Here is a 13,105-nt window from a genome sequence, read left to right on the forward strand (position 1 = left end):
TGTTTGTCATGCAATTTTCAATGTACAGCTGATTATTTTGACTTACTAAAAATTATTTTGAGAATTTTCGTTTTTTTCTCTTGACTTTTAATAGTTAGTCTTAAAACTTATTATTAATTATAAATCAACCTAAATAAAAATCCATAAGTAACATTAGTGAAAATCCGATAAGCAAAGCATAAGTCGCGCCACGCTCCCCGTCATGATGAGTTTCAGGAATCATTTCATCACTGATAACATAAAGCATTGTTCCGCCTGCAAACGCTAAGGCAAAAGGCAAAATTGCATTTGAAATGCTTACTGCAAAAAAGCCAATAAATGTTCCTATAACTTCTACAACCCCTGTAAGAGCTGCAATAATCAATGTACGTTTTTTACTAATACCCGATGCAAGCATTGGGCCTATTATAACCATACCTTCAGGCACATTCTGAAGTGCAATACCTCCTGCAATAGTTAAGGCTTCTGCCATATTCCCTGTTCCAAAACCAACACCTGCAGCAATACCTTCGGGCAGATTATGAATAGCAATAGCAAGAACAAAAAGCATTACTTTATTTATCTTATTATTGTTAGAATGGTTTTCTATATCTGCGCCTGACATCCTATGCAAATGAGGAACCAATTTATCTATAAGATTAAGAACTAATGCTCCAGAGAATATGCCAACAACAGTTACTGCCACTGCAGATTTTCCGCCACCATGTTCCAACGATGGTATTATAAGTCCCATAACAGCGGCACAAAGCATTACGCCTGCCGCAAAAGATAATATTATATCACTGAATTTATGGGAAATATTTTTAAAACTAAAACCTATTATTGCACCGATTAAAGTTGCTCCCCCAACCCCCAGTGCAGTAAGTAACACAATAATCATATTTCAACTCCTAAAAAATGTTTTGCCAAAATACCTACAAAGAAAGATAAAACTGCAACAGATACACTGATTATCGTCATTTCTAAGAATTTTGGTTTAAATTTTTCGTCTTTTACCACAGATATAAAGTATGTAAAACCTGCAATAATTAAAATAACGGTTAAAAGCATACAAAAAAGTGCTAACATAAATTTAGAATTGTCTAAAACCAAGTAAGGTAAAATAAGAAGCACAACCGTTATCAAATATGCTATCCCGGTATATGTGCAGGATTTAAGTGCATCGCCTCTCCCCTCACTTTTTGCAGATAAAAATTCACTCGACGCCATTGAAAAAGTTGCTGAAATACCAATAATAAGCCCTGACAACGCAATAAGACGTGTATTCTGCATAGCAAAGGTAAAGCCTGCAAGAGAGCCTGTTAATTCTACCAGTGCATCATTCATTCCCAGCACCATACTGCCAACATAGTTAAGACTTTCTTCATCTAAGATTTTTAAAAGTGCCTCTTCGTGTTCTTCCTCCTGTTTGCGAATCATTGTACTTTCAGGAACTTCCTTTTCAATAATTTCGTATTCTTTTTGTGCATTCCCTTCTCCATTTTCCATAAGTTTAACAGAAAAGGTAAATCCAAAAATCCTTGCAAGAAAAGTATACAAAAAAACTTTTTTCTTATCAGGTTTTAATTTAGCACCAGTATATTTTTCCCATATTAAATAATGATTTTTTTCTTCGTTTGACAAGCGAAGAAGGGTTTCCTGATTTTCTTTCCCCTTTGCAAATTTTGAGATTTTTTCATATATTGCACTTTCAGTTATTTCATTTTGCTGCATTTTTTTAATAATTGAAATTGCATTTTTTGAAATTTCTTGTACCATAATTATTTCCCCTTATATTAATCCAAAATATAATTTTAATATCACAAATACCCCAAGACCTAAAAACAAGTAACCTGACCATTTCGTAGTTGTATAAAACCAATCTGAAGGCTGTGCATCAGAAATATTTGAAATCATATGTGTATATGACATTTCAAATAAAATATCAGGATGAAACAAAGAAAGGTAAAATGCAATCGGCATAAAAAGAAGAAAAATGAAAAGAAAAAGTCCTACACCCAAATGGCCGATTTCTTTTACTGAAATAACATATAACGGAACGACTATTATAAAATATAAAACTAATAAAGAATAATTTATAATATTTATTATTTTTTCTTTTCTGTCAAGTTTTTTAAAAAATGCTTCACTTGTTTCTGAACTTATTTCATCTTCCAAAGGACTATAACAATTTTCACACACTGTGGCACTGCTCATATTTTCATATTCGCATTTTTTACATTTTTTCATACCTTTTTACCCCTTTTAAAACGTACATCCATATTTGATATATTCTACATTTCATCAGCAAGTGTTTTCCTTTTTTCCCACTTGCCAAAGATAAAATAAACCATACTTGGTATTGCATAACCATAAGGTGCGAGTGCATATCCTAACACATATCCGTAAAATCCCATATTAAAGTATGTACCAAAAAGCCAACTTAAACCTATTCTTAATACCACACCATCAAGAAGTGCCAATACCATTGAAAGTTTTGCATTCCCAATCCCCTGAATAAATGCACCACTGCCTCTCATAACTGCAAAAGCCGGGAACATCCACAGAATACCGCTAATAAATATTTTTGACATTTCATAAACGTAAGAATCATCTGAAAAAACCATAAACAACTGTTTGCCAAAACAAATATATAAAATCATAAAGAATATTGTAAGTATGCCTGAGTAAAGCCATGCATAATACACAACCTTCTTTGCTCTTTTATGGTTTTTTGCACCAATATTCTGACTTATCATAGGCATTGCGGCATATTGAATTCCCTGAGATATCTTATTTACAATATCATCAATTCTGCATCCTACACCGAATGTAGCAGATGCAACAACGCCGACTTTGTTAATCATAGAATTAACAAAAAGCATAGAGAGATTTATAAAACCTGACTGAATTGCCATCGGTGTACCAAGACTTATAATAATTTTAGCATAAGTTCTTTCAATAACAAAACTTTCCTTTTTAAAATCAAATCCAAATTCCTGTTTATGCTTATAAAGATAATAGACAGAAAAAACAAAAGAAACTGCCTGACCAATAATAGTAGCCCATGCTGCTCCTGCCACTCCCCATCCAAGCACACCTGTAAATAAAATATCAAGAATAAGATTTACAACTGATGCGATTACTATAAAAAGAAGAGGCCTTTTTGAATCTCCCATACCTCTTAACACAGAGGAAACCATATTATATCCTGCAGTAAAAACAAGCCCACTTACGCAGATTATAAGATACTGCATCGCCATTTTATATGATTGGGAAGGCACATTCATTAAATTTAGTATTTTTGTTTTAAAACTTAAAATTACTGTTGAAAAAGCAATTGCCATAATCATAAGTATTAAAAAAAGTGTGCCGATTATATTATTTAATTTTTCTTTTTTTCCCGAACCAATTGCCTGAGAAACAAGCACTTGACCTGCATTTGATACACCAAGACATACCATTGTGGCAAAATTTACAATCTGACTGCTTTGGGCAACCGCAGAAAGTCCTGCAGTACCTACGAATTTACCTACAATCATCATATCAATGGTGCTGTATAACACCTGAAGTGCATTTGATGCCATAAAAGGCAGAGTAAATAACAATAGTTGCTTAGGGATTTTTCCTTGTGTAAAATCTTTAGAAACGCTCATTTTTATCTCTTTTCTTATTTATCCTGTTGTGACAATATGGTTTTTCTATATAAATACTTAAACAATAAAGAACCAACATAATCTTTCATCAGATTAAGAAAATCTGCTTGTGTCACGTTTAATTGGGTTCCCAAAAGTTCATAATCTACGCCTGCTTCGTTTATCTTTATCATAAGTTTTTTAAAACCGTTTTTTTCATAAAACTTAAGCCTTTCCAAACGCTCTTTTATGTTATCACAATCTTCTTTTTCGGTATCTTCTATCATAAGTATAACAGTTTTGTTAACAGAATCTTTTTTTATTTTATCAAGAATTTTACTTCCGTAACCTTTACCTCTCATTTCCTCTTTAACTGCAAGGAAAAACACATAAGTTAATTTTCTTGTACTTATAGTATAAATAAGTCCCACAAATTCCTTGTTATCTGAAACTGCATAAAAGGAGTCCCTGCCATTATTTGTCCTTTTAAAAAGTAAAAACAATGGTGCTCTTTCATTTTTTGGAAAAGCAGTTCTGTATAGTTTTTTTATTTCATTTTTGTAATTCTTAGCATCCAAAAATTCCATATTACACCTCAAAGTATTTATGCTTAGCATCTTTTATAGTATTAAAGTATAAAGCACCTACTTACCCAGTGCCTCTTTAGCGAGTTTATCAGCCATCTCATTATATTTAACGCCCGAATGGGCAGGAACTTTTATAAATTCAAGTTCTATTTTTTTTGCCATTTTATCACAGTATTCTTTATACTGTTTAGTTGAGGTTTGATTTGTTTTCCATTCTCCTCTTGCCCATTTTCCTATTCCTTCATAGTCGTGATAAATCTTTATTTTTTTATACCCTTTTTCACAGGCATATTTCATAACAGTCATAGCACCTGAAAGTTCGCCTGCTACATTTCGCATTAAAGCCGCTTCTTCATTTTGCCCCACGCCGTTTAAAGTATCTATAACCTCATTATTAAATATTATAACAGCACCGAATGAATAGTTCATAGTTTCAGTATCAAAACTTCCATCAACATACGCAGTTAAAGTATTGTCATCTTCAAACGAAAGTTGCTCGGAATCTTCACCATACAGGTAATCATTCGCATCCTTTTCATTCTTAAAGCCTTTATATTCGGCACCCGAAAAGCCCGAGATAAGTTCTTTTACTTCATCCCAGTTATAAAATATACCTGTTTTTTTGCCTTTCTTTACTGCATAAACTTTTTTCATAGAAAACCTCAACACAATCCGAATGTTTTTAATATAAATAAACCTAAAAACAAAGTAAACATACTTAGTCCAGTTGTGCAAACAACTATCCCTGATGTAAGTTCACTGTCTGATCCCATTTCCTTTGCCATAATGTAACTGTTTATAGCAGTGGATGAGCCCATAAATATAAGTATAATCAAAAGTTCTGCTCCCCTGTATCCTAAAAGGAATGCAACAGTCAGTCCGAATAATGGAGCAACAACAATTTTAACTAAAGATGCTATAACAGTCGTTTTTAAGTCTTTTAAAAACTTATTAAAATCAAAAGATGCGCCCAGTACAATAAGACCAAGCCCCAATGCAGTATTGCCAATATAACTAATAGTTTTGCTTATTGCAACAGGTATTGGAATAGAAAAAACTGAAAATAAAAGCCCTGATAATGCACCAATAATAAGTGGGTTTGTTACAATATTTTTTAAAATCTTTTTATAATCGCCTTTGCTTTGCGACCAGTACGCCAAGCAAACAACTGCACAAACATTGAAAAGCGGCACACCAAACGCCAGAACAAGTTCTGCTTTTGCAACTCCAACCGAATCAAGAACATTCTTTGCAAGAGGTATTCCAAGAATTGCAAAATTTGAACGGAAAGATGTATGAATAATTGCACCTGCTCTTACCCTGTCTTTAACAAAAATCGGAACAGTTATCCACAAAATAACTATAAAAGCAAAAATCAAACCAAGTGCAGTAACTATAAATTTAAAATCAAATGTATCTTTAAAACTTACCGAAGCAGTATCAGTAAATAAAAGTGCAGGAGTTGCAATAAGAAATACAAATTTTGAAGCACCATTTAAAAATTCATCTTTAAGTATATTTTTATACTTTAAAAAACATCCTAATGCCATTACAAGAAAAATCGGCAGTACACCGTTTAGCGCAAAAAGAAAATTTTCCATAATTCTTACCTTACCTGTCCATTACCGTAAACAATATATTTTACACTTGTAAGTTCCGTAAGCCCCATAGGACCGCGTGCATGAAGTTTCTGAGTACTTATTCCTATTTCTGCTCCGAACCCGAATTCAAATCCGTCAGTAAATCTTGTTGATGCATTAACATACACACAGGCAGAATCAATCTCATTTAAGAACTTTTCTGAATTAAAGTAATTGTTTGTTACAATACATTCAGAATGTCCTGTTGAGTGTTCATTAATATGTTTTATTGCATCTTCTATACTTTCAACAATTATAACTGAAATTATAAGGTCATTATATTCAGTATAAAAATCTTCTATTGACGCTTTTTTTAGTTCAGGACAAATTTTACAAGATTTTTCACAACCTCTTACCTCTACACCATTTTCTTTTAATTTTGCCGATATACGAGGTAAAAACTCTTCTGCTATATCCTTGTGAAGTACAATACCTTCACATGCGTTACAAACAGATGGCCTTTGTGTTTTAGCGTTTATAATAATATCTTCTGCCATTTTAAAATCACAATCAGAGTCAACATAAGTATGGCAATTGCCTGTACCCGTTTCAATAACAGGAACAGTAGCATTTTCCACAACCGTTTTAATAAGTCCTGCGCCACCTCTTGGAATTAAAACATCAAGATATTCATTTAGTTTCATAAATTCGGCTGTAACTTCCCTGTTTGTATTTTCAATAATATTAACCGCGTTTTCAGGAACATCACTTTCTTTAAGTGCTTCCTTTATTACATTAACAAGAGCAATATTTGAATTTATTGCTTCTTTTCCACCTTTTAAAATTGTTGCATTCGAAGTTTTAAGGCATAACAGTGCCGCATCAACAGTAACATTGGGACGTGCTTCATAAATTATACCTACAACTCCCATAGGAACTCTCTTTTTCCCGATTTTAAGACCGTTAGGCCTTTCCCACATAGATATTACTTCACCGACAGGATCTTTTAAGCCCAAAAGATTATTTGCACCCTCAATCATATCGTCTATTCGCTCGCTTGTCAGGGTAAGTCTGTCAATCATTGTATCCTTCATACCATTTATGCGGGCATTTTCAACGTCTTTTTTATTTTCGTTAAGAATGTAATCCTTACATCTTAAAAGTGCAGACATTATATTTTTTATTATTTCATCTTTTTTACTTTTACTTATATTCTTCAAAAAAACTGATGCCTCTTTAGCGGCTTTACCTTTTATTAAAAGTTCTTCTGTCATTTTAAATCTCCTTTAAATATCGTTCCTATTTCAACACCATCTAGTATTTCATATATAATATGAGGATCACTTCCGTTTGCTATTATAACATCGCAACCGTTTTTCGTTGCCATTTTAGCGGCAGATATTTTTGTAATCATACCACCTGTACCTCTTTTGCTTCCGGCACCTGAAGCCATATTTTCTATATTTTCATCTATAACATCAACTGTTTTTATAATTTTAGCATCAGGATATTCTCTTGGGTTTTTATCATATAAACCATCAATATCAGATAAAATAATCAAAGTGTTAGCGTTTATAAGTTTAGATACAATAGCAGACAAAGTATCATTATCGCCAAACTTAATTTCGTCTATTGATATAGAATCGTTTTCGTTAACAATAGGGATTATCCCCTTATCAAGTAAAACATTAAAAGTGTTAATAATATTCTCATTTCTTTCCTTGTTTGTCAAAACATCTTTTGTTAAAAGAATTTGAGCAACAACAGAACCATATTCAGCAAAAAGCCTGTCATAGATACTCATAAGTTCACATTGACCAACTGCGGCAATAGCTTGCTTTTCTTTAACAGACTCCGGACGTTTGGTCATACCCAGTTTAGACATACCAACACCAATAGCCCCTGAAGATACTAAAACAACTTTTTTACCCGAATTCTTTAAATCAGATAATATCCTTGATAATTTATCAAGCCTGTTAAGATTTAATTTACCGGTATCGTATGTAAGAGTACTTGTTCCTACTTTAATTACTACTATTTCAGAATTTATATCTCTTAAACTCATATATATCCCTCAATTCACAAAATACTTTCTATATTATAGTATTTTACATCAAAAAATCAATATTTTCAAGGGTTTAATAAGTTTTTAACAAGTTTTTTTATAAAATTTAAAAATAATGATTGATTATAAAAAACAAATGTGATATAATTTAGTAGTTGTAATTAACATAGTAATACTTGCGCCCGTACCTCAGCTGGATAGAGGACTCGGCTACGAACCGAGGCGCCGGGGGTTCGAATCCCTCCGGGCGCGCCAAAAAGAAAGCCACTCTTTTGAGTGGTTTTCTTTTTGTTTTGTGCTCACGTGAGGGATTCGAAGCCTGAGAGGGCATCGAGCGTTAAGAAAACAGTCCGGAGAACTGTTTTTAGCGATGATGGTGCAAGACGGGTACTGTAAACTTGTTTACGGTCGTTCTTGCAAGGTAAGATGCGAAGCAGCTTTTCCCCTCCGGGCGCGCCAAAAAGAAAGCCACTCTTTTGAGTGGTTTTCTTTTTGTTTTGTACTATTCATTTTTCATTATTCAATATTCATTATTCATTATTCATTAAATTTGACAGGATTTTTTAATGAATAATGAAAACGTAAGTTGCTTCGCTGATGAATAATTAATAATTGAATTTCCTTGAGTTGCTTTTTCATTTCTCCTGACATATTTTCCTTAAATTTTATGAATAATATACAAAGGAGGTTAAAATAAATGAAAATAGCATTTTATGATACAAAACCATACGATAAAGAATCATTTGACAAATATAAAGAAAAATACGGTGTTTCTTTTAAATATTTTGAAACAAAATTAAACGAAGATACTACAGAGTTAGCAAAGGGATTTGACGGTGTTTGCATCTTCGTAAACGATACAGTAAATGCCAATGTGATTGATGCACTTTACAATATGGGAGTTAAACAGGTTTATCTACGATGTTCGGGTTTTAATAATATTGATATGAAATATGCAAAAGATAAACTTCATATTATGAGAGTTCCTGCTTATTCTCCTTATGCAGTTGCAGAACACGCAATTGCTTTGTTATTAACTTTAGTACGAAGAACTCATAAAGGGTACATCCGTTCAAGAGATTTTAATTTCAGTTTGAACGGACTTACAGGTTTCGATTTATATAATAAAACCGTAGGAGTTATAGGAACAGGAAAAATCGGCGAAGTTTTTATTAATATTTGCCGCGGATTTGGAATGAAAGTTCTGGCATTTGATAAGTATCCCAAAAAAGACCTTGAAAATGGCGATACTATACGTTACGTTGACATGAACACTTTGCTTAAATCAAGTGATATTATTTCTCTGCACTGCCCTCTTACCGACGAAACACAATATATAATAAATGAAAAATCTCTTAAGAAAATTAAAAAAGGAGTTATAATTATTAATACATCAAGAGGAGCACTTGTCGATACCGAAGCACTGCTTAATGGAATTAAATCAAGAAAAATCGGCGGAGCGTGTTTAGATGTATATGAAGAAGAATCAGATGTTTTTTTCGAAGATAATTCAGGGCATATTATGGATGACGATATTTTAGCAAGACTTATATCAATGCCGAATGTTATACTGACGTCACATCAGGCATTTTTAACTGAAGAAGCACTCCAAAATATTGCAAAAACTACTTTAGAGAATATAACTGCTTTTTCAAAAACCGGCTCCTGTGCAAACGAGATTTCTTACAAAAAAGGATTAATTTAGCCAATATATCTTTCTTGACTTAAACTAAGATAAATGTTAAAATAGTTGATGTAGTATAATTATAACACTACACTAAAGAATTTTATTTTAGGAGGTATATATTATGGCAAGATTTACTTTACCAAGAGATTTATTCTACGGAAAAGATTCTCTTTCTGAATTAAAGAACTTAGTAGGTAAAAAAGCGATTATTGTTACCGGCGGAAGTTCTATGAGAAAAGGTGGTTTCTTAAAGTTAGTTGAAGACTATCTTAAAGAAGCTAATATGGAAGTTAGTTTATTTGAAGGTGTAGAACCCGATCCATCCGTTGAAACAGTTATGAAAGGTGCTAAAGCAATGACTGACTTTGAGCCTGACTGGATTGTTGCTATCGGTGGTGGCTCTCCTATTGACGCTGCAAAGGCAATGTGGGCATTCTATGAATATCCCGATACATCTTTCGAAACACTTTGCACACCATTTTCATTCCCTAAACTTCGTACAAAAGCAAAATTCTGTGCAATTCCTTCTACATCAGGTACAGCAACAGAAGTTACTGCATTCTCAGTTATTACTGATTATCAAAAAGGAATTAAATATCCTCTTGCAGACTATGAAATAACACCTGACGTTGCTATAGTTGACCCTGCATTAGTTGAAACTTTACCACCTGTTCAGGTTGCATATACAGGTATGGACGCGTTAACTCATGCTATTGAAGCATATGTTTCAACCTTAAATTCTCCATTTACCGATCCTCTTGCAATTAAAGCAATTGAAATGGTATTTGATTATCTTCCAATGTCTTACAAAGGCGATATGGAAGCAAGAGAACAAATGCATTATGCACAGTGCTTAGCTGGTCAGTCATTTACAAATGCACTTTTAGGTATTGTTCATTCAATGGCTCACAAAACAGGTGCTGCATTCTCTACAGGTCATATTCCTCACGGATGTGCAAATGCAATTTATCTGCCTTATGTTATAAAATACAATGCTCACGATAAAGTAGCTTTTGCAAGATATGCAGACATTTCAAGAAGAATAGGCTTATGTCAAGGTTCGGACAAGGCATGTGTGAATGCTTTGATTGAAAAGATTGAAGAATTCAACAGACTTCTTGGTATTCCTAAAACAATCAAAGAATTTGGAGTTAATGAAGACGAATTCTTATCAAAAGTTTCAGAAATTGCTAAAAATGCAGTTGGCGATGCTTGCACAGGTTCAAATCCACGTTCAATTACTCCTGAACAAATGGAAAAACTATATAAATGTACATTCTACGGAACAGAAGTTGATTTTTAATTACCAAAGGCGAAATGCTGCTATGCAGCCATTTCGCCCTCTTTTTTTCATATATTATTGTAGAGAAATTTATTTCTTCACAGCCTTTTTTAGTTCAAAGTAAAATGTTGAACCCTTACCAAGTTCGCTTTCTACTCCATAAAAAGCATTATGATTTATTAAAACATTTTTTACAATAGCAAGGCCAATCCCGCTTCCTGTTTGTTCTCTTGTATTATTTTTAGATGTTTTATAATACATGTCCCATACTCTTTCTTTGTCTTCTTCGCTTATTCCTTCTCCTGTATCACGAACTTCAAAACGAACAGTTTCTTCCTTTTCAAAGAGTTTTACCTCTACAAAATTGTCAGGACCGGTATAATTCACTGCATTTCCTATCAAGTTATACATAACTTGATTTATTCTTACTTCATTCCCAATTGCCATAAGACTATCAGGACAGATAAGATTAAAATTTATTTTTTTACATTCGGAAAACACTTGGAATTTTTCATAAACTCTTCTTAAAGTATCGGCTATATCAAACTCTTTCATTTCAAATTTTTCAATTTTCGCTTCTATTTTTGATAAATCCAAAATATCATTAACAAGTTCAGTAAGCCTGTCCGACTCTTTTATAATAACCCCAAGATGCTCCTCTCTTTTTCCCTTGTTATCCCCCGAAATATCAATTATCATTTCCGCATAAGATTTAATAATTGTAAGGGGAGTTTTTAAATCATGGGAAACATTGGCAATAAGGTCACGTCTTAACATTTCGTTCTTTTTAAGTTCATAAGCCGTATTATTAAGAACATTTGAGAGTTCACTTATTTCTTTATATCCACCGTCATTAAAATGAACATTATAATTCCCTTTTGCAAGTTCCAAAGATGAATTTTTTATTTCTATTACAGGCTTCGAAAGTTTTTTTGCCAAGAAAAAAGACAATAAAAAACTTATAAAAATAATAAGCACTGATACCATCAACAGTTGACTTTTAAGTACATTCACAGTTGCATCAGTAGGTGTAAGAGGTGTCTGAATATAAAGATAAGAATGTAATTTCCCATTAGAATCATATACTTTTGACATATACACAACGTTTTTATCTATCCCTATAAAATTATTAGCAGATATTTCCACTATATGCTTTTTACTTGAATTATTAAGTTTTTCAATATATTTTAATATTTTCTCTCTTTCAATTCTTTCTCTGGGTCTTAGTTCATTTCTTCCCAAATCATTATATTTAAGTTCACCATCCAATGAAACACTTCTTATAATCATTCCATGCCTGAACTCTCCGTGAGGAAGAATATCAGGCACATTGCCTGATGTAAAATTTTGTGCTATTTCATTTCCCAGATTTTCTGCTTCGTTAATTTTCATAGTTTCATAATATGTATTAAAAAGAATTACCTGAAGAAGCCACAGAATCATCAGAATAATTAACGAAAAAGATGTAAAATAAACCCACAGATTAAATTGCAGTCCTCTTTTTTTCAATTTGTCCACCTCAAACTTCAAATTTATACCCTACTCCTCTTAGGGTTACAATAAAATCTCTGTAAACTCCCAAAGAATTTCTCAGCATTTTTATATGAGTATCAACCGTCCTGTCATCTCCGAAATAATCATATCCCCATACTTCAGTAAGAAGTTTTTCTCTCGACAAGGCAATATTTTTGTTTTTTATAAGAAAAAACAAAAGGTCGTATTCTTTAGGTGTAAGTTCTTTTTTTACATTGTCAACAAAAACATTTCTTGCAGGAAAATCAACCTTAAGACCTGAAAGTTCAAAAATTTCATTCTTAATATCTTTATGCCTTTCCCTGCCGATAACAACCTTAAGACGTGCCATTATTTCTTTTGGAGAAAAAGGTTTTACTACATAATCGTCAACACCGACTTCAAATCCATACAGTTTATCATACTCTTCTGCTCTTGCACTTAGCATTATAATCGGAATGTTTTTTACCTTTTTAATTTCCTTACATACGGTATATCCATCAATTTTAGGCATCATTATATCTAAAATTACTGCATCAATATCACTTGATTTTATAATTTCAAGCGCTTCAATACCGTCTTTTGCCTCAAACACTTTGTACCCTTCAAATTCTGCATATTCTCTTATAACTTCTCTTATTTTCTGCTCATCATCACATATTAAAACACTATACATAATAATCACCTTTTTATATAATAACTCTCTTTTGTGATATTTGTGTGAAATTTTCATTATAATTTTACCATTATTTTTAGATTATCACAACAAAAATTCACA

13 protein-coding genes and 1 tRNA gene are annotated in these 13,105 nt (G+C 32.5%); 3 read left to right on the forward strand and 11 right to left on the reverse strand.

The genetic code is table 11. The annotated features are described in order from the left end of the window. Nucleotides 1–124 precede the first annotated feature (124 nt). From E7419_01995 to proB, 9 genes are read right to left on the reverse strand one after another with little or no spacing between them, the layout of a single operon-like run. Nucleotides 125–880 carry a ZIP family metal transporter gene (locus E7419_01995; GenBank protein ID MBE7013961.1) on the reverse strand — a complete coding sequence of 252 codons (756 nt, stop codon included), beginning with the start codon at nucleotides 878–880 and terminating at the stop codon, nucleotides 125–127. Then, nucleotides 877–1,758: a rubrerythrin family protein gene (locus E7419_02000; protein MBE7013962.1), complete on the reverse strand. Its 882-nt coding sequence runs from the start codon at nucleotides 1,756–1,758 to the stop codon at nucleotides 877–879. The genes E7419_01995 and E7419_02000 overlap by 4 nt, the downstream gene beginning before the upstream one ends. A 12-nt stretch (nucleotides 1,759–1,770) precedes the next feature. Further along, nucleotides 1,771–2,229 carry a hypothetical protein gene (locus E7419_02005; GenBank protein ID MBE7013963.1) on the reverse strand — a complete coding sequence of 153 codons (459 nt, stop codon included), beginning with the start codon at nucleotides 2,227–2,229 and terminating at the stop codon, nucleotides 1,771–1,773. Nucleotides 2,230–2,273: 44 nt separating this feature from the next. After that, nucleotides 2,274–3,635, reverse strand: coding sequence for an MATE family efflux transporter (locus E7419_02010; protein ID MBE7013964.1), 1,362 nt, complete (start codon nucleotides 3,633–3,635; stop codon nucleotides 2,274–2,276). 14 nt (nucleotides 3,636–3,649) lie between these two features. Continuing rightward, nucleotides 3,650–4,231: a GNAT family N-acetyltransferase gene (locus E7419_02015; GenBank protein ID MBE7013965.1), complete on the reverse strand. Its 582-nt coding sequence runs from the start codon at nucleotides 4,229–4,231 to the stop codon at nucleotides 3,650–3,652. A 27-nt stretch (nucleotides 4,232–4,258) separates the two neighbouring features. After that, nucleotides 4,259–4,855 carry a reverse transcriptase-like protein gene (locus E7419_02020; GenBank protein MBE7013966.1) on the reverse strand — a complete coding sequence of 199 codons (597 nt, stop codon included), beginning with the start codon at nucleotides 4,853–4,855 and terminating at the stop codon, nucleotides 4,259–4,261. 8 nt (nucleotides 4,856–4,863) lie between these two features. Continuing rightward, entirely contained in the window at nucleotides 4,864–5,802 is a 939-nt protein-coding gene (locus tag E7419_02025; GenBank protein MBE7013967.1) for an AEC family transporter, read from the reverse strand. Between the two features lie 5 nt (nucleotides 5,803–5,807). Next, nucleotides 5,808–7,055, reverse strand: a complete 1,248-nt coding sequence (locus E7419_02030; protein MBE7013968.1) for a glutamate-5-semialdehyde dehydrogenase — start codon at nucleotides 7,053–7,055, stop codon at nucleotides 5,808–5,810. Continuing rightward, a complete protein-coding gene (gene proB / locus E7419_02035; protein ID MBE7013969.1) occupies nucleotides 7,052–7,846 on the reverse strand; it encodes a glutamate 5-kinase in 795 nt (264 codons plus the stop codon). Before proB ends, E7419_02030 begins: the two co-directional genes overlap by 4 nt. A gap of 178 nt (nucleotides 7,847–8,024) precedes the next feature. Here proB and E7419_02040 point away from each other — a divergent pair. From E7419_02040 to E7419_02050, 3 genes are all read left to right on the forward strand, one after another. Beyond that, nucleotides 8,025–8,101, forward strand: a tRNA-Arg gene (locus E7419_02040). A gap of 442 nt (nucleotides 8,102–8,543) precedes the next feature. Further along, complete coding sequence (locus tag E7419_02045; GenBank protein ID MBE7013970.1) at nucleotides 8,544–9,551, forward strand: 2-hydroxyacid dehydrogenase; 1,008 nt, start codon at nucleotides 8,544–8,546, stop codon at nucleotides 9,549–9,551. Nucleotides 9,552–9,654: 103 nt separating this feature from the next. Beyond that, a complete protein-coding gene (locus E7419_02050; GenBank protein MBE7013971.1) occupies nucleotides 9,655–10,836 on the forward strand; it encodes an iron-containing alcohol dehydrogenase in 1,182 nt (393 codons plus the stop codon). A 69-nt stretch (nucleotides 10,837–10,905) separates the two neighbouring features. Here E7419_02050 and E7419_02055 read toward each other — a convergent pair whose 3' ends face one another. Next, entirely contained in the window at nucleotides 10,906–12,324 is a 1,419-nt protein-coding gene (locus E7419_02055) for a HAMP domain-containing histidine kinase (protein MBE7013972.1), read from the reverse strand. Nucleotides 12,325–12,334: 10 nt separating this feature from the next. Beyond that, nucleotides 12,335–13,003 (reverse strand): response regulator transcription factor, encoded by a 669-nt coding sequence (locus tag E7419_02060; protein MBE7013973.1) that lies wholly within the window; start codon nucleotides 13,001–13,003, stop codon nucleotides 12,335–12,337. Nucleotides 13,004–13,105: the final 102 nt, after the last annotated feature.

This window comes from Oscillospiraceae bacterium (genome assembly GCA_015068525.1).
Taxonomy (GTDB): Bacteria; Bacillota; Clostridia; order UMGS1840; family HGM11507; genus SIG450.